Here is a 17,736-nt window from a genome sequence, read left to right as displayed (position 1 = left end):
CGATTAATTACTTAAAGGGTTAGGACCTCTCTGGACTAACTTTCCCCCGTGGTAATTACCAGATACCGTCAATATAAGGATTTCAAGAATGAAACGAAAATGTTTAGAGGGGGAAAAATGAATATGGAAACTATGGGACGTCACGTTATCTCTGAATTATGGGGATGCGATTTTGAAAAATTGAATGATATGAACTTTATTGAACAAACTTTTGTCGAAGCAGCTCTTAAATCAGGTGCGGAAATTCGTGAAGTAGCTTTTCATAAATTTGCACCACAAGGCGTAAGCGGTGTTGTTATTATTTCTGAATCTCACTTAACGATTCACAGCTTCCCTGAGCACGGATATGCAAGTATTGATGTGTATACATGCGGCGATTTAAATCCAAATGTTGCAGCGGATTATATTGCAGAAGCATTGAATGCACAAACACGTGAAAATATTGAAATTCCACGTGGTATGGGTCCTGTTCATGTAAAACAGGCAAAAGCTCTTTAATTTTATAAATTATAAACAGCTAGAGGTGTATTTATAGTACACCTCTTTTTATTTTTTTCCTAAAGTATTGTAAACTAAGAGAAAAGATTATTTTTGGAGGGTACCATGTCAGTCATTCGCAATATATTTATTCGTTTTAGCAAACAAATTGAAACATCCGATCATCAAAAGGATAGCTCACTAAACACTCATTATTATAAAGCTACATTTAACCAGGTGTTTCATTCTGTTGAAGAGTTATTTAGACAGGATGCAGATTGTAGAATTGTTACGGTTTCCAAAGACCATGGTGAGATTGCCGTAGAAATCAATAAACCGATACCTTGCTTTTTAATCGTAACAGTGGTTTCTGTGAGAGGAATGGAAACGGCTGTAGACTTTAACATCTCATCCGAAAAGTTTTCACCGATTGGCCTGTATCCAATTTTAAGAAAAAGGCTCATTTCCTATTATGAGGAAATGAACAAATTACATACTCTTGTTAGAATCGGAAAAAGCTCATAATACTTCTTGTGTTACCGTTTTCTTTTTAATAAGATAAATAGTAGATATTATACTTATGTAGTGATTGATTTGGGAGTTGATCAAATGAAGTGCCCTTCATGTCAAAATTATGGTACACGTGTGCTTGATTCCCGACCGGTAGATGAGGGTCGTGCAACCCGAAGAAGGCGTGAGTGTGAGGAATGTGGTTATCGTTTTACGACATTCGAGAAGATTGAGGAAATACCACTTATTGTCGTCAAAAAGGAAGGTACAAGGGAAGAATTCAGCCGTGATAAAATTTTACGAGGCTTAATTAAAGCTTGTGAAAAACGCCCCGTTGCTTTAAAAGAATTAGAGGATATTACCCAAGGGGTAGAAAAGGAACTGCGCGGTCAAGGAATATCAGAAATAAAAAGTGAATTGATTGGTGAAATGGTCATGGACAGGCTGGCACATGTGGATGAAGTGGCATATGTGCGCTTTGCATCCGTTTACCGTCAATTTAAAGATATAAACGTTTTTATTCAAGAATTAAAGGAATTGATAAACAAGGAGAAATCCTAAGGAGCTAAAGAGGTCTTTGGCTCTTTATTACTTTTATTAAAGGGTGAATGAAATGGCGCAGCATTGGCAGGAATTGATTCCGATTGACCGTTATCTTGTTACGTCAAATGGATTGCTGCATGATTATGATCGCAAAGTGTTGACTTTTTTGTATCAGCCCTTAATCGGCTCAACTTGTTTAAGCTTATATATGACACTATGGGCTGAGCTTGAAGAAAATAGACTGTGGTCTGAATCCTCCACCCATCATTTATTGATGAATTTGTTAAGTGTCAATTTAAAGGAAATATATGAAGCAAGGCTGAACCTTGAGGGGATTGGCTTATTAAAAACCTATGTGAAGAGTGATGATAGTGGACGATCTTTTATTTACGAACTCCATCCACCATTAAATCCAGAGCAATTCTTCCTTGATGGAATGCTTAATATTTATTTATATCGTAAAATTGGGAAAAACCATTTTTCTAGGTTAAAACGCTTTTTTAGTGATAAGCAAAAGCCAGTGGAAGAGGACTATGTAGAGGTGACAAGAGAGTTTCAGGATGTGTTTGCTTCGGCAACTCCTGGCAGCCTTCAGTATATGCAGGAGCATGCTGAGGAATTAGAGGCAGAACCTTCTCTAGGATTTATTGGCAGGAAGGATCAGAAGCCCATTCAAATTGATACCAGTTCCTTTGACTTTGAAATGTTATTGGCGGGTCTAAATGAATCGCTGGTCCCTCAGAAGTCACTCACCAAAAAGGTAAAAGAGGTTATTAGTAACCTTGCCTTTCTATATGGAATCAGCCCTATCGAAATGAAAAACTTTATATTAGGTGCCATTAATGAAAAGGATGAAATTGATATCGAGGACCTTAGAAAAGGGGCACGAGATTGGTATCAATTTGAAAATTATGATCAACTTCCGAGTCTGATAAATAGAACCCAGCCGGCTGTTCACCAGGTCCAATTAAAGGAACCGAAAACGCAGGAAGAAAAATTAATCCGTTATTATGAAACCACACCGCCGATTGTCATTTTTAAAGAACTATCAGGTGGAGTGGAGCCTTCTGTTTCGAATTTAAAAATATTAGAAGAAGTCATGATAAAATATAAACTTCCCCCTGGTGTAGTCAATGTATTGATTGAGGTTGTCCTTAGAAAAACAGATATGAAATTTACAAAGAATTTTGTTGAATCAATTGCAAGCCATTGGGCTCGTCTTAAAATAAAGACCGTGAAGGAAGCGATGGAAGCGGCAAGGAAAGAGGAGCGCAGCTTCAAAGATAGTAAAAAGACAGGAAAATCTACGAAACAAAAACCTATTCGTACAGAAGTATTACCAGATTGGTTTGATGATAAAGGAAAAGAAAGTGTTAAAGAGCCTGCTAAAGAAAATAACACAGAGCTTGAGGCGAGAAAACGCGCAATAGAAGAAAAGCTAAAAGCCTTTCGTAAATAGGGGGTGAGTGTAAATGGAAAAAATTAATCGAACACTTAAGCGCTTAGCCTCAAATGAAGGCTTTCAGAAGCGCTATGAAGAGCAGAGGAAGCAGGTACTCAATCACCCTGATATTCATGACTTTTTATCAGAGCACCAAAATGAGCTCAATCAGGAAACGATTGAAAAAAGCATGAGTAAGCTTTATGAGTATACCCAGCAAAGTAAAGAATGTAATCGCTGCGAGAGTCTCGATGGCTGTATTAATTTCATGAAAGGGTATCATCCAGACCTAGTACTGGTACGAAACTCTATTGATGTTGTGTATAAGCGCTGCCCTCGAAAAGTGATGGCAGATGAACATAAGAAGAATCAAAAGCTTATTAAAAGTTTATACGTTCCAAGAGACATATTGGAAGCGACGTTTGAGGACTTTGAAGGTGACGAAGGCCGCCTAGATGCAGGAGATAAGGCCGCCACCTTTTTAATGAATTACGAGGCAGGCCTGAAGCCAAAGGGATTGTATCTTTATGGAATGTTTGGAGTGGGGAAATCCTATTTGTTAGGAGCAATAGCCAACGAGCTTGCTAAGAAGCAAATTTCGTCCATGATTGTTTATGTTCCTGAGCTGCTGCGCGAAATGAAAAGTGCAATTGGCGATAATACCTTAAATGAAAAAATAGAGGCACTGAAGAAAGAATCAATCCTGATGCTTGATGATATAGGGGCTGAAGCCGTTTCTAGCTGGACACGGGATGAAGTATTAGGTCCCATCCTTCAATTCAGAATGCTTGAAAAGCTTCCAACCTTCTTTACCTCTAATTTTGACTTTCAAGGACTTGAGCACCATTTAACCTACAGTCAACGTGGTGAAGAGGAAAAGATGAAAGCACGGAGAATCATGGAAAGAATTCGAAGTTTAAGTGAACCAGTGCTGGTGGAAGGACCAAATCGGCGCGATTAATTAAAATATTGAAAGGATTACCGATTTAGTTTCGGTAATCCTTTTATTTTTTTTTACAATATAGGTGTATCTCTGATGTCTTAACTTCTATTTTGGTCAAGTCCCCCATATAAATAGTAAAACAGAGTATGGGTGAGAGGGGGGATTTGGTTGGCTGAAATCATCTTCCGAAGCAAGATGGATGCGAAGAGATTTTATGATCACTTGCTGAAGTGCTTTCGAGGTAATCCAAGTAATCAAGATATTCTTCTTTTAGAAGATCGATATATAGTTAAGGTTTTGGATAGAAAGGTAAATCTGGAGATGCTTAAACATGCATTTTATGAATTTATCGTAAAAATAAAGCGTGATGATTGGTTTAGAGCTATTTTACAAGATCAATATTTTTTCGAGGATCCAGAAGAACAGCAGCATATCATGGAGATTATTTATTCTGTTCTTGAAGGCCAGCGGGAAGACTTGTCTGTATTAATCAGGGAAAATGGGGAAGAACCAAACATTAGAGAAGCAGTTGAGGAAATCTTTCAGGATAATGTCTCCTTTTCTTTTGATTCCTTTCTTAAATTTCGATTGCGTCCTTATTTAAAAGTATTAGAGAGCTACGTGGAAATATCAATCGACGAATATAAAATGGAGCAGGAATATCAAATGTTTATCCAAACATTAAGAGATTTTTTAACAGGACGTGAGCCAAAAATGGACACGCTGCATCTTCTCTTTGATGAGGAAATTACTTTCTTTGATGAGAAATTTGAAGAAATAAAAAGAGGAGAGTTGATGAAAATGATAGACCGGAAGCTTTTATTTAATCATCCAGTCTATGTAGATTCAGCTTCGATTGCACCCTTGTTATCGATTGCACCTAAAAGTATTCTGCTCTATACGAAAAATCCAGAGGAACCGCTTGTTAGGACCATTAGAAACATTTTTGAAGAAAGAGTTTTAGTAAAATCCTTTAAGGGTTTGCGTCCTACAAAGGAATGGATTCAGCAGGAAAACAACGCAAATGAAAACGGGGCTTGAAAAATATTGTAAAATTGTGCGCTTGGTGTATTGATTTTTCAAAATAGAATCATTATAATAACGTACATAGTCTGAAATGCTGAAGCTAGACATCAATATATCAAGCAAAAGTAACGATAAGGACAATAGTATTTATTCACGGTTACCAGAGAGGGAGGACCAGGCTGAAAGCCTCCTAGCACGGATTGAATGCTTACCACCTTTAAACTTCAGCGGTGAACGCTTCTTTGAAGTGAGTAATCGCCTGACGGGAAACAGCCCGTTACCCTGTCCTAAAGTCATTTTTAAAGATTATTTTAAAAATGAAAAATTGGGTGGAACCACGTGTTTATTAAACTCGTCCCTTTTCCAGGGACGGGTTTTTTTATTTTTATAAAGCGCCAGGTCAGGACACAATTAGTCCCGTGCGCTCCAAATCAAAAGGAGGAATAACCATGTCAGACGTTGTAAAGATTGCGTTTCCAGATGGAGCAGTGAAGGAGTTCCCTCGTGGAACAACAACGGAAGATATTGCCGCTTCCATCAGCCCGGGACTGAAGAAAAAAGCAATTGCCGGGAAATGGAATGGTCAATTATTTGATCTTCGCCGTCCAATCGAAGAAGACGGTTCAATAGAAATCGTTGTACCTGAATCAAAGGATGCCTTAGAGATTTTACGTCATAGTACTGCCCACTTAATGGCTCAAGCGATTAAAAGGCTCTATGGAAAAGAAGTAAACCTTGGAGTAGGACCGGTAATTGAAGGCGGTTTTTATTATGATATCGACCTTGAAGAATCGATTACTCCAGAGGACCTTCCACGAATTGAAAAAGAAATGGCGAAAATCGTCAATGAAAACATTGAAATCGTTCGTAAAGAAGTAAGCCGTGCTGAAGCGGTGCAATTCTTTAAGGCTGAGGGTGACCCTTACAAGCTGGAACTAATTGAAGCGATTCCGGATGATGAAACTGTGACTATTTATGAACAAGGTGACTTCTCTGACCTTTGCCGTGGTGTCCATGTTCCGTCAACTGGAAAAATAAAAGAGTTCAAATTGTTGAGCATTGCCGGAGCATACTGGCGAGGTGACAGCAAAAACAAAATGCTGCAGCGTATTTACGGAACTGCATTTTTCAAGAAAGAAGATTTGAAAGAGCACCTTCGCTTATTAGAAGAGGCAAAAGAACGTGATCACCGTAAAATTGGAAAAGAGTTGAACCTGTTTACGAGTTCACAATTAGTTGGTCAAGGGTTGCCATTATGGCTTCCAAAAGGTGCAACAATCCGCCGGGTTGTTGAACGATACATTGTTGATAAAGAGCAGCGTCTAGGCTATGACCATGTCTATACTCCAATCATGGGAAGCGTGGATTTATACAAAACTTCAGGTCACTGGGATCATTACCAGGAGGATATGTTCCCGGTAATGGATATGGATAACGAGCAATTGGTTCTTCGTCCAATGAACTGCCCTCACCATATGATGGTGTACAAAAACGCAATCCACAGCTATCGTGAGCTGCCTATCCGTATTGCTGAGCTTGGGACAATGCACCGTTACGAAATGTCTGGAGCTTTATCAGGACTTCAGCGTGTTCGGGGAATGACTTTAAATGATGCTCATATTTTTGTTCGTCCGGACCAAATTAAAGACGAATTTAAACGAGTTGTTAATCTTGTTTTAGCGGTTTACAAAGACTTTAATATTAATGACTATTCCTTCCGTCTTTCCTATCGCGATCCGCAAGATACTGAAAAGTATTTTGATGATGATGCGATGTGGGAAAAAGCGCAAAGCATGCTGAAGGAAGCGATGGATGACCTTGGTCTTGATTATTATGAAGCTGAGGGTGAAGCCGCATTCTACGGTCCTAAACTAGATGTTCAAGTAAAAACAGCGCTAGGTAAAGAGGAAACTCTTTCAACAGTTCAATTAGATTTCTTACTACCTGAACGATTTGATCTAACTTATGTGGGTGAAGACGGCAAGCAGCACCGCCCAGTCGTTATTCACCGTGGTGTTGTATCAACAATGGAACGCTTCGTTGCCTTCTTAATCGAGGAATACAAAGGTGCTTTCCCAACTTGGTTAGCTCCAGTCCAGGTTCAAGTAATTCCTGTTTCACCAGAAGCACATTTTGATTTTGCGAAGCAGGTACAGGAGCAACTTCAAAATGAAGGCTTCCGTGTCGAATTAGATGGCCGTAATGAAAAAATTGGCTACAAAATCCGCGAAGCACAAATGCAAAAAATTCCATATATGCTCGTTGTCGGCGACAAGGAAGTAGAAGAAAATGCCGTTAACGTCCGCAAATATGGCGAGCAAAAATCAGCAACTGAGCCATTCGCACAATTCCTTGAATCATTAAAAGCAGAAGTGAAAAGAGGATAATTGAAAAAAAAGGCTGTGTTAATCGAATAATTGAGTTTGGCACCTGTTGATTGGAGCGGAAGGCACGAGACTCCTCGAAAATGCTATCGCATTTTCTTCGTGCGTGGGCTGATTCGAGGATGTAATTCAATGTCCTGCGGGAGGACGGGACAGGGGAGACCCCGCTCATCTCTTAGCGCCGAGGAGGCTTCCCGAACCGCCTGCGGAAAGCGAAGTGCCTCGTGACAGGCAAAGACCGCCTGTCCCTGCGGTGATTATTCAAAGAAGCTTTCCTTAGTGGAGCGGAAATCAACAGCCGAGTTAACACCGCCAAAAAAAGAAAAAATTTCTATTGAATAATTTTTCGTTTCTTGATAGAATGAATTTCGTTGTCATATGAAATGCATGTTTGACATTACGTCTTTGCTTATGTTATAGTAACTAAGGAAAATTGAATACTAGTTTTGGGAAAAGAAGAAGCACCCGCTTCTCACCTGATTGACGCAATTGGCAGTTGGCAGGTTTTACGTGAACTTTTTAGTTTATTACTTTTGTTTCGTAAAGTGTGGGTGTATTCATCCGCACTTTTTTATTTGTTTAAACAAAGAATCTAAAGTTGTTCAGTACTTGCCGATGCAGCAAAAGTCAGATGCTCTTGACCCGGATGTTGTATTCGTGAAAACCTTGGAGGTGGCTAATTATTAGCAAAGACATGTTATTAAATGAGGGTATTCGCGCTCGCGAAGTTCGCCTAATCGATCAAAACGGCGAGCAATTAGGGATTAAAACCAAATTTGAAGCGCTGGAGATTGCCGGACGAGTGAATCTTGATTTGGTACTAGTTGCACCAAATGCGAAGCCCCCGGTAGCCCGAATTATGGACTATGGCAAATTTAAATTCGAGAATCAAAAGAAAGAAAAAGAAGCTCGAAAGAATCAAAAGATTATTGTTACAAAAGAAGTTCGTCTCAGCCCAACAATTGATGAGCATGACTTTAATACAAAACTTCGCAATGCGATTAAGTTTTTGGAAAAAGGCGACAAGGTAAAAGCTTCAATCCGCTTCAAGGGCCGGGCGATTACCCATAAAGAAATCGGTCAACGTGTATTAGACCGTTTTGCTACCGAGTGCAAAGAAGTTGCAACAATCGAATCTCATCCAAAAATGGATGGACGAAGCATGTTCCTCGTTCTAGCACCTAAAACTGAAAAGTAATAAGGAGGACTATCCCAATGCCAAAAATGAAAACTCACCGTGGCGCTGCAAAGCGTTTCAAGAAGACTGGTTCTGGTAAACTGAAGCGTTCACACGCTTATACTAGCCACTTATTTGCAAACAAATCTACAAAAGCTAAGCGTAAGCTTCGCAAAGCTTCACTTGTTTCTAAAGGCGATTTCAAACGCATCCGTTTCTTATTAACAAATCTTAAATAATCGTTAACGATTGATATAGGAGGAAAAATTCATGCCACGTGTAAAAGGCGGTACAGTTACGCGCAAGCGTCGTAAAAAAGTTATTAAATTAGCAAAAGGTTATTATGGTTCAAAACATACATTATATAAAGTAGCTAACCAACAGGTTATGAAATCTTTAATGTACGCATTCCGCGATCGTCGCCAGAAGAAGCGCGACTTCCGTAAACTTTGGATTACTCGTATCAACGCAGCAGCTCGTATGAATGGTCTTTCTTACAGCCGTTTAATGCATGGCTTAAAGCTTGCAGGTATCGAAGTAAACCGCAAAATGCTTGCTGAATTAGCAGTAAGCGATGCAGCAGCATTTACTGAATTAGCAAACGTTGCAAAACAACAACAAAAATAATTTTTTGAGCCATTCTCATAACGAGGATGGCTTTTTCTATAAGGGGGATGGGAAAATGAGTACCATATTAGGTGCATATATCATAATGAATATTATTGGTATAATTGTAATGAAAGTGGATAAAAATCGAGCGATAAAACATCAATACCGGATTAGTGAAAACACCTTGTGGCTAGTGGCTATATTTGGGGGGGCTGTTGGTACAACAGCAGGAATGCAGATGTTTAGGCATAAAACAAAGCACATGTCCTTTAAAGTTGGATTTCCTTTACTAGCTGTAGCGGAAGTCATTCTTTTAGGTTATTTTTTCACGTTGTAGACATAACAGCATGGCCCTTTTTATATGTTAAGTTAACAAGTTAGATTAACAACCCAGGGGGCATGCAATATGAATGAGGACTTGTCTTTGCTGTTAATCATGGTGGAAGCTGGAGGAATTTTTGCTCCATTGGCTTTTGTTCTATTTCATCTGCTAAGATCGTTCTTGTTTATTCCTGTATCGGTTGTCGTCATTGCTGGAGGGGTTCTTTTTGGAACGGTGTGGGGGACGATTTATTCGGTTATTGGTTTAATGGGGGTTAGCATCTTTTTCTATGCTTTCATTGATAGAATGCCGAAAACCCAGGACCGCCTAGTAAAAATAAAAAATCGCTGGTTTGGGGAATATCGAAATCTTACCGTCGGTCAAATTGCCATTTTAAGACTTATTCCATTTGTTCATTACCACTTATTAAGCTTTTGCTTAAAACAAAGAAAACCTAAATTTAAAGAGTATTTAAAAGCCTCTTTCTTAACAAATATCCCAATCGCCTTTTTTTGTACTATTTTCGGAGAATATATCTCAACCTTTACGCCTTCTTTAATTGCATTAATTCTACTCGGGTTAACGATTCTTGTTTATCTACTGAGAGAGAGACAAAATGTAATCAAATGGAAGGTGTTTTTTAAAAGAACAAAAGAAAAGGCCGCTGGATAGCGGCTATTTTTGATGCAAAAATTCATCAATTGGACTTTTCCAATTGATTTGAGCAACTGGATATCTTTCGTGTATTTTTCTTTCGATAAAATAAAAGTCCTCCTTATCCATTCCTTGAATGGAAGAAGTTTGATCCGGCCAAATCGAGATGGAAACAACATCTATCGTATTTTTCGTGGCACCAAGATATTTTTCTCCCGTAAACAATGCACCATTGTAAGTAAGTTGGAAGTTTTTGGTAACCTCTTCATTGTCTATAAGTAGGAAACGTTTGTGTTTTCGAGCTGCTTCCAATTTACGAGTTGGTTTAAGAAGAAATTTTATGGTTACAAAAATAATGAAGATGAACAAGCAAACTAACAGTAAGCGCAGCAGCCAAACCATGGTTTTGCCTCCTAGTACTTTTACCTACAATACGATTTGGGAATAGAAAAGTTTCATTCTTTCTACACTTTGATATAATTTTGCAAAGGGAGTGATTGTAAATGCAGCTAGAAAAGTTATTTATCATGCAACAAGCGTTGGATCAGCATATTGAAAAAAAGCATAACTTGCAGGAAGAAGATTTATTTAACAGGAAGGTACTCGCATTGCTGGTGGAAATTGGGGAATTAGCGAATGAAACTCGCTGTTTCAAGTTTTGGAGTGTTAAGCCATCATCGGAAAAAAGTGTGGTACTAGAAGAGTTTGTTGATGGAGTCCATTTCATCTTGTCACTTGGCATAGAATGTGGATTTGAGAAACTACAGTACACTATTCAAACAGAACCAACTGCTTTAAATGTCTCAGAACAATTTCTACTCATTTATGAAAAAATTAATGATTTTAAAAACAGTAAAAACGAACATGATTTCAAAGAGTTGCTTGAATCTTATTTGCAGCTGGGTAATCTGCTTGGAATAAGCTATGAGGAAATGGAAAAGGCATATTTTACGAAAAATGAAGTAAATTATCAAAGACAGCAGAATAACTATTAGCTGAAAATTATTGTATAATGATGTTCGAATATACATAAAGGGGGCGAAGTAATGGCTAAATTAGATGAAACTTTAACGATGTTAAAGGATCTAACCGACGCCAAAGGGATTCCCGGCAACGAGAGGGAAGTTCGCGACGTAATGACGAAATACATAGCACCATATGCGGATGAAGTAACAACTGACGGACTTGGCAGTCTAATCGCTAAGAAGGTTGGAAAAGAGGGCGGTCCGAAAATTATTGTGGCTGGCCATTTAGATGAAGTTGGCTTCATGGTTACGCAAATTGATGATAAAGGCTTCCTTCGTTTTCAAACAGTTGGCGGCTGGTGGTCACAGGTTATGCTGGCACAGCGCGTAACTATCGTTACAAAAAAAGGTGATATCATTGGTGTCATTGGGTCCAAGCCTCCCCACATTTTATCAGTAGAAGCTCGTAAGAAGCCAGTAGAAATAAAAGATATGTTTATTGATATTGGTGCCTCGAGCCGTGAAGAAGTAATGGAATGGGGGGTTCTCCCTGGAGATATGGCCGTTCCATACTTTGAATTTACCGTGATGAATAACGAAAAAATGCTTTTAGCAAAGGCGTGGGATAATCGGATTGGCTGCGCGATTGCGATTGATGTATTGAAGCAATTAAAAGGTGTCGACCATCCAAACGAGGTTTATGGTCTCGGAACCACCCAGGAAGAAATCGGCTCTCGTGGGGCGAAAACCTCTGCTGAGAAAATTAATCCTGATATCGGTTTTGCTGTTGATGTTGGTATTGCAGGTGATACACCTGGTATTTCTGAAAAGGAAGCCATGAGTAAAATGGGAAAAGGTCCACAAATCATATTATATGACGCTACCCTTGTGGCACATAAAGGCCTGCGCGACTTTATTACCAATTTGGCAGATGAATTGAATATCCCGTATCAATTTGACGCCATTCCTGGTGGAGGTACTGACGCTGGTCCAATCCATATCACGCATAACGGTGTACCATCGTTAGCCATTACCATTGCAACAAGATATATTCATTCACATGCGGCTATGCTGCACCGTGATGACTACGAAAATGCTGTTAAACTGATTGTTGAAGTCATCAAACGACTAGACCGTGAAACGGTTGATAAAATTACGTACGAATAAAGTTTGCTGTCCTCGATATAATGTCGAGGATTTTTTTAGTGCAATACTTAGTGATGGCAGAAAATACTTGCGGATAGCGGAAAATACTGGCGAATGGCGGAGAATACTTGCGAATGGCGAGAAATACTTGCGGATAGCGAGAAATACTTGCGGATGGCGGAAAATACTTGCGGATGGCGGAAAATACTTGCGGATGGCGGAAAATACTTGCGGATGGCGGAAAATACTTGCGGATGGCGGAAAATACTTGCGGATGGCGGAAAATACTTGCGGATGGCGAGAAATACTTGCGGATGGCGAGAAATACTTGCGGATAGCGGAGAATACTTGTGGATGGCGAGAAATACTGGCGATGGCGAGATTTACTCTCGGATGGCGAGATTTACTCTCGGATAGCGAAATTTACTCTCGGATGGCGAGATTTACTCTCGGATGGCGAGATTTACTCTCGGGTAGCGAAATTTACTCTCGGATGGTGAGAAATACTCTCGGATAACGCAATTCACTCTCGGATGGCAAGAAATACTTGCGGATAGCGGAAAATACTTGCGGATAAGCATAAAAATAGCTGCCGAGTTCGAATCGGCAGCAGCAAATACTGAATTACTTTAACCCATTTTCAAGTATAGTAAGCATTTCTTTCTTGTCTTCCTCAGAAGAATTTTTCCAAATCACTTCAAATAACACGCCCAAGCCAGGTAGCATTTTTTCTTCACCATTTTGAATGGCATCAACAATTGTATCTTCTAATTGATCTTGTGAGTTACCTGTAACATTGTGAATAATTGCATTTCGCAAATTTAAATTCATCATCACACACTCCTTTTTCATCATACATTTCTTTAATATGATTTCTATATTTGGTTTTATTATGTATTTTTTTTGGGATATAATGAGGAAAAACACTAGAGGAGCACAAACTTGAAGCATATTGAATCCATTCAAAACCCTAAAGTAAAACAATGGAAAAAGCTGTTAACGAAAAAGGAGCGGGATAATTCCGGAACCTTTTTAGTCGAGGGCTTTCATTTAGTCGAAGAAGCATTAAAACAACATGAGAGTGTTATCGAAATTATCGTTTCTGATAAGACAGGTCTGCCGCCCCGCTGGGATTCTGGGGAAGTACCGGTCACCCTAGTTACCGAAGAGATTTCAAACTCATTATCTGACACAGAGGCACCACAAGGGATTTATGCTGTTTGCCGTCAGGTTCAGTTAGAAGTACCGAATGCAAGGACGTACTTGCTAATTGATGCAGTACAGGATCCAGGAAATCTAGGTACAATGATTCGAACGGCAGACGCAGCTGGCATTGACGCAGTAGTCGTAGGAAAGGGCAGCGTGGATGTTTTTAATTCAAAGGTACTTCGCTCGGCACAAGGCAGTCATTTTCATCTGCCTATCATAAGAGGCGATCTCCATGATTGGGTCGAAAAGCTGAAAACCAAAAATATTTCGGTTTATGGTACAGCACTTGAAGGGGCTTCTGCATATACTGATATTTCAACAGATGAAACCTTTGCATTGCTTGTCGGCAATGAGGGCAGCGGTGTTAACAAAGAGCTGCTTGAAAAAACGACAGCAAACCTGTATATTCCCATCTACGGTAAAAGTGAATCACTCAATGTCGCAGTAGCAACAGGCATCCTGTTATATTTTTTGAAAAAATAGACGATACTAGTTTGAATCATCAGGTAAAGTATTATATAATAATTTACATTATTGAAAAATACAAAAGACGATGACGGAGAAAAGTATCTTGTCAAAGACCATGTAGGGAGAAAGTGCCGAGACTGAAAGCACTTTTATGGGAAGGATAAGAGAAGTTCACCTCCTGAGTTGGCACCGGGACCATTTCAAATAGAAATGTAAAGGTGCACCGGCCAATGCCGTTATCTCAATGAAGCGAACACATGTGTTTTATACATACCGTGTTTACAAGGGTGGTACCGCGACTATAAACCTCGTCCCTTTCCAGGGATGGGGTTTTTTTGTTTTGAGAAAGTTCCCGCCTAAATTTACACATTAATAAAGGAGGAAATATGATGCAAGAACGATTAAAGGAATTGCAGCAGGAAGCTATTCAAAGTATTGAACAGTCTTCAAGCTTAAAAGAATTAAATGACATCCGTGTTGCCTACTTAGGAAAAAAAGGTCCAATTACCGAAGTCCTTCGTGGAATGGGTAAGCTGTCAGCAGAGGAGCGCCCAATGATGGGAGCACTTGCAAATGAGGTTCGAGAAGCCATTGCTACTATTTTAGAGGCAAAACAGAAGGATTTAGAAGAAGCTGCCATATTAGAAAAACTAGCTTCTGAATCGATTGATGTTACACTGCCAGGAAGACCAGTTAAGGTAGGAAACCACCATCCACTAACAAGAATCATTGAAGAAATAGAAGATTTATTTATTGGTATGGGTTATCAGGTGGCTGAAGGTCCTGAAGTAGAGCAGGATTATTATAACTTTGAAGCTTTAAATTTACCAAAGGGTCATCCAGCACGCGACATGCAGGATTCCTTCTATATTACAGATGAAATTTTACTGCGCACACATACATCACCCGTTCAAGCGCGGACAATGGAAAAGAATCAGGGTAAAGGCCCTATCAAAATTATCTGTCCGGGTAAAGTGTATCGCCGTGACAATGATGATGCGACACACTCCCACCAGTTCATGCAGATTGAAGGCCTTGTGGTTGGAGAAAACATCCGCATGAGCGACCTTCATGGGACATTAGAGATTTTTGCGAAAAAAATGTTCGGTGATGACCGTGAAATCAGATTGCGCCCAAGTTTCTTCCCATTCACTGAACCATCTGTTGAAATGGACATTTCCTGTATGATTTGCGGTGGACACGGCTGTAATGTTTGTAAGAAAACAGGCTGGATAGAAATTCTTGGAGCAGGAATGGTTCATCCAAACGTTCTTGAAATGGCTGGCTACGATTCTAAAAAATACACTGGATTTGCATTCGGTATGGGTCCAGAGCGAATTGCGATGTTGAAATACGGTGTCGATGATATTCGCCATTTCTACACCAACGATGTACGTTTCTTAAAACAGTTTTCAAAACACGAGTAGGAGGAGAGCGCGTTATGTTCGTTTCATATAAATGGCTCCAGGATTATGTAGATTTATCCGGAGTATCGGCTGATGAGTTAGCTGAAAAAATTACAAAAAGCGGGATTGAGGTTGAGGGTGTAGATGTCCTTAACGAAGGTATTACAGGAGTAGTAGTTGGTCACGTTGTTGAGCGTGTACAGCATCCAAATGCTGATAAATTAAGCAAATGCCAAGTGGATATTGGTCAAGGTGAACCTGTTCAAATTATTTGCGGTGCACCCAATGTCGCACAAGGGCAGAAGGTAGCAGTAGCAACGGTTGGCGCAGTTTTACCAGGTAATTTTAAAATTAAGCGTGCGAAGCTTCGTGGTGAAGAATCAAATGGAATGATTTGCTCACTAACTGAGTTAGGCATGGAAGCGAAGATTGTTCCAAAGGAATATTCTGAAGGGATCTTTGTTTTTCCACAAGACGCAGAGGTTGGTGCAGACGCAATTGCGCTATTAAACCGTAATGATGAAGTTCTTGAGCTTGGCTTAACGCCAAACCGCGCGGATTGCCTTAGCATGCTTGGTGTGGCTTATGAAGTTGCTGCGATTCTTGGAAGAGAAGTAAAGCTTCCAGAAATCGATCTTCAGCATGTAAATGAAAAGGCAACAGATTATATTACCGTAAAAGTTGAAGCAAATGAGGATAATCCTTTATATGCTGCAAAAGTGATTAAAAATGTAAAAATCGGACCAGCGCCGCTATGGATGCAAACAAGACTAATGTCTGCGGGAATTCGTCCTCACAATAATGTCGTCGATATTACCAACTACATTTTAATAGAATATGGTCAGCCTCTGCATGCATTTGACTATGATCGTTTAGGGTCAAAAGAAATTCTTGTTCGCCGTGCACATGATGGTGAAAAATTCACAACGTTAGATGATGCTGAACGTACATTAACCTCTGATCATTTAGTAATTACAAATGGAACAGAACCAGTTGCATTAGCAGGTGTAATGGGCGGAGCTAATTCTGAGGTTACTTCAGACACAACAACCGTATTGTTGGAGGCGGCTTATTTTACAGGAGGAACTGTAAGAAAAGCATCGAAGGACCATGGATTACGAAGTGAGGCTAGCGCTCGTTTCGAAAAAGGTGTCGACCCCAACCGCGTACGAGCTGCGGGTGAGCGTGCTGCATATTTGATGGCAAAATACGCTGGCGGCGAAGTATTAGAAGGTGCCTCGGAGGTTGATACACTTACAGTTGAACCAGCAGTGGTTTCAATTACTTTGGAAAAAATAAATAGTGTCATCGGAACAAACCTGACTGTGTCAGAGGTTGAAGCAATTTTCGAACGCCTTCAATTTGCGGTAACTAGTGAAGGTGAAACGATTACGGTTACAGCTCCAACACGCCGTGGTGACATTAAAATCGAAGAAGACTTAATTGAAGAAGTGGCGCGTCTTTACGGCTACGATAACATTCCTAAAACATTGCCAATTGGTTCTGCTACACCAGGTAAATTATCGGACTATCAGGAAAAACGCCGCGTTGTCCGCCAATATTTAGAAGGTGCTGGCTTGTATCAAGCGGTCACGTATTCGTTAACAAGTGAAGAAAAAGCAGCACAGTTCGCACTTGAGAAACGTGATTTCATTCGCCTAGCAATGCCGATGAGTGAGGACCGCAGTATTTTACGCCTTAGCATCATGCCACAGCTGTTGGAAGTTTTAAAATACAACAGTGCTCGTCAAAACGACAGCCTAGCTGTTTATGAAACAGGAGCTGTATTCTTAGCTAATGGAAACGAAGTATTACCTGAAGAGCAGGAGCATTTAGCTGGTGCGATTACAGGTTTATGGCACAGCCATTCTTGGCAGGGTGAGAAAAAGGCTGTTGACTTCTATGTATTAAAAGGTATTTTAGAAGGATTATTTGCCAAACTTGGTCTTACTGAGAGTGTGACTTATGTTCAGGCTAAAGTTGATAATATGCACCCAGGACGTACTGCTGAAATTCACTTAAATGATGAGAGAATCGGCTTCGTAGGTCAAGTACACCCAACCATGCAAAAGGAATTAGATTTAAAAGATACCTATGTGTTTGAGTTATCATTAAAGGCTATTCTTGAGGAAGCCACTGCACCGCTAAGATACTCCGGAATTCCACGTTTCCCATCAAGCACAAGAGACATCGCACTTGTCGTGGATAAAGAAACAGTCGCTGGAGTATTAAGGGATATTATCCAAACTGCTGGTGGAAAGCTTCTAAAAGAGGTAAATGTTTTTGATCTATACGAGGGTGAACGCATGGAAGAAGGCAAAAAGTCGATTGCCTACTCACTGAAATACATGGATCCAGAACGGACATTAACCGATGAAGAAGTAACAAAAGTCCATACTCAAGTACTAGAAGCCTTGAAAGAAAAAGCTGGGGCAGTATTAAGAGGATAACATTGG

At 39.9% G+C, this 17,736-nt stretch carries 20 protein-coding genes and 2 other annotated features; of the genes, 18 read left to right on the top strand and 2 right to left on the bottom strand.

The genetic code is table 11. The annotated features are described in order from the left end of the window. The first annotated feature begins 123 nt into the window (after positions 1-123). From speD to QNH48_RS23765, 12 genes are all read left to right on the top strand, one after another. A complete protein-coding gene (gene speD / locus QNH48_RS23820; RefSeq protein WP_095248884.1) occupies positions 124-498 on the top strand; it encodes an adenosylmethionine decarboxylase in 375 nt (124 codons plus the stop codon). Between the two features lie 105 nt (positions 499-603). Continuing rightward, a complete protein-coding gene (locus QNH48_RS23815; RefSeq protein ID WP_283952267.1) occupies positions 604-1,002 on the top strand; it encodes a hypothetical protein in 399 nt (132 codons plus the stop codon). Between the two features lie 84 nt (positions 1,003-1,086). Beyond that, a complete protein-coding gene (gene nrdR / locus QNH48_RS23810; RefSeq protein ID WP_283952266.1) occupies positions 1,087-1,548 on the top strand; it encodes a transcriptional regulator NrdR in 462 nt (153 codons plus the stop codon). Positions 1,549-1,600: 52 nt separating this feature from the next. Continuing rightward, positions 1,601-2,989 carry a replication initiation and membrane attachment family protein gene (locus QNH48_RS23805; protein WP_283952265.1) on the top strand — a complete coding sequence of 463 codons (1,389 nt, stop codon included), beginning with the start codon at positions 1,601-1,603 and terminating at the stop codon, positions 2,987-2,989. Positions 2,990-3,002: 13 nt separating this feature from the next. Then, positions 3,003-3,932 carry a primosomal protein DnaI gene (gene dnaI / locus QNH48_RS23800; RefSeq protein ID WP_283952264.1) on the top strand — a complete coding sequence of 310 codons (930 nt, stop codon included), beginning with the start codon at positions 3,003-3,005 and terminating at the stop codon, positions 3,930-3,932. A gap of 150 nt (positions 3,933-4,082) precedes the next feature. Then, complete coding sequence (gene ytxC / locus QNH48_RS23795) at positions 4,083-4,955, top strand: putative sporulation protein YtxC (protein ID WP_283952263.1); 873 nt, start codon at positions 4,083-4,085, stop codon at positions 4,953-4,955. A gap of 434 nt (positions 4,956-5,389) precedes the next feature. Beyond that, entirely contained in the window at positions 5,390-7,327 is a 1,938-nt protein-coding gene (gene thrS, locus QNH48_RS23790) for a threonine--tRNA ligase (RefSeq protein ID WP_283952262.1), read from the top strand. A 444-nt stretch (positions 7,328-7,771) separates the two neighbouring features. Beyond that, positions 7,772-7,903 (top strand) — a sequence feature (ribosomal protein L20 leader region). A gap of 115 nt (positions 7,904-8,018) precedes the next feature. Next, entirely contained in the window at positions 8,019-8,522 is a 504-nt protein-coding gene (gene infC, locus QNH48_RS23785) for a translation initiation factor IF-3 (RefSeq protein WP_034676878.1), read from the top strand. Between the two features lie 17 nt (positions 8,523-8,539). Continuing rightward, the gene (rpmI, locus tag QNH48_RS23780) at positions 8,540-8,740 is read left to right on the top strand and encodes a 50S ribosomal protein L35 (protein WP_034676880.1); all 201 of its coding nucleotides are present in this window, start codon (positions 8,540-8,542) and stop codon (positions 8,738-8,740) included. Between the two features lie 31 nt (positions 8,741-8,771). After that, the gene (gene rplT / locus QNH48_RS23775; protein WP_133367531.1) at positions 8,772-9,128 is read left to right on the top strand and encodes a 50S ribosomal protein L20; all 357 of its coding nucleotides are present in this window, start codon (positions 8,772-8,774) and stop codon (positions 9,126-9,128) included. A gap of 55 nt (positions 9,129-9,183) precedes the next feature. Further along, a complete protein-coding gene (locus QNH48_RS23770) occupies positions 9,184-9,447 on the top strand; it encodes a DUF1294 domain-containing protein (protein ID WP_283952261.1) in 264 nt (87 codons plus the stop codon). Positions 9,448-9,516: 69 nt separating this feature from the next. Continuing rightward, positions 9,517-10,104 (top strand): TVP38/TMEM64 family protein, encoded by a 588-nt coding sequence (locus QNH48_RS23765; protein ID WP_283952260.1) that lies wholly within the window; start codon positions 9,517-9,519, stop codon positions 10,102-10,104. A gap of 3 nt (positions 10,105-10,107) precedes the next feature. Here QNH48_RS23765 and QNH48_RS23760 read toward each other — a convergent pair whose 3' ends face one another. Further along, on the bottom strand, positions 10,108-10,488 hold the full coding sequence (locus tag QNH48_RS23760) for a sigma-w pathway protein ysdB (protein WP_283952259.1): 381 nt from the start codon (positions 10,486-10,488) through the stop codon (positions 10,108-10,110). A gap of 101 nt (positions 10,489-10,589) precedes the next feature. Here QNH48_RS23760 and QNH48_RS23755 point away from each other — a divergent pair, with 101 nt between their 5' ends. The 3 genes from QNH48_RS23755 to QNH48_RS23745 all read left to right on the top strand — a co-directional run bounded on the left by QNH48_RS23755 (position 10,590) and on the right by QNH48_RS23745 (position 12,614). After that, on the top strand, positions 10,590-11,081 hold the full coding sequence (locus QNH48_RS23755; protein ID WP_283952258.1) for a dUTP diphosphatase: 492 nt from the start codon (positions 10,590-10,592) through the stop codon (positions 11,079-11,081). Positions 11,082-11,132: 51 nt separating this feature from the next. Then, positions 11,133-12,218, top strand: coding sequence for a M42 family metallopeptidase (locus QNH48_RS23750; RefSeq protein ID WP_283952257.1), 1,086 nt, complete (start codon positions 11,133-11,135; stop codon positions 12,216-12,218). A 93-nt stretch (positions 12,219-12,311) separates the two neighbouring features. Next, positions 12,312-12,614 (top strand): hypothetical protein, encoded by a 303-nt coding sequence (locus QNH48_RS23745; protein ID WP_283952256.1) that lies wholly within the window; start codon positions 12,312-12,314, stop codon positions 12,612-12,614. A 207-nt stretch (positions 12,615-12,821) separates the two neighbouring features. On the opposite strand, the gene sspI is transcribed toward QNH48_RS23745, so the two are convergent. Further along, a complete protein-coding gene (gene sspI, locus QNH48_RS23740; RefSeq protein ID WP_283955872.1) occupies positions 12,822-13,028 on the bottom strand; it encodes a small acid-soluble spore protein SspI in 207 nt (68 codons plus the stop codon). Positions 13,029-13,139: 111 nt separating this feature from the next. Here sspI and QNH48_RS23735 point away from each other — a divergent pair, with 111 nt between their 5' ends. From QNH48_RS23735 to pheT, 3 genes are all read left to right on the top strand, one after another. Continuing rightward, the gene (locus QNH48_RS23735) at positions 13,140-13,889 is read left to right on the top strand and encodes a TrmH family RNA methyltransferase (protein WP_095248868.1); all 750 of its coding nucleotides are present in this window, start codon (positions 13,140-13,142) and stop codon (positions 13,887-13,889) included. Positions 13,890-13,950: 61 nt separating this feature from the next. Next, positions 13,951-14,193, top strand: a binding site (T-box leader). 70 nt (positions 14,194-14,263) lie between these two features. Then, positions 14,264-15,301: a phenylalanine--tRNA ligase subunit alpha gene (pheS, locus tag QNH48_RS23730; RefSeq protein ID WP_095248867.1), complete on the top strand. Its 1,038-nt coding sequence runs from the start codon at positions 14,264-14,266 to the stop codon at positions 15,299-15,301. 14 nt (positions 15,302-15,315) lie between these two features. Next, on the top strand, positions 15,316-17,730 hold the full coding sequence (gene pheT / locus QNH48_RS23725) for a phenylalanine--tRNA ligase subunit beta (protein WP_283952255.1): 2,415 nt from the start codon (positions 15,316-15,318) through the stop codon (positions 17,728-17,730). The last annotated feature ends 6 nt before the right edge of the window (positions 17,731-17,736 follow it).

The organism is Neobacillus sp. YX16, assembly GCF_030123505.1.
In the GTDB taxonomy this organism is placed as follows: Bacteria; Bacillota; Bacilli; order Bacillales; family Cytobacillaceae; genus Neobacillus.
Note: the sequence above shows the minus strand (reverse complement) of the source record. Positions and strands in the feature narration are given on the sequence as shown.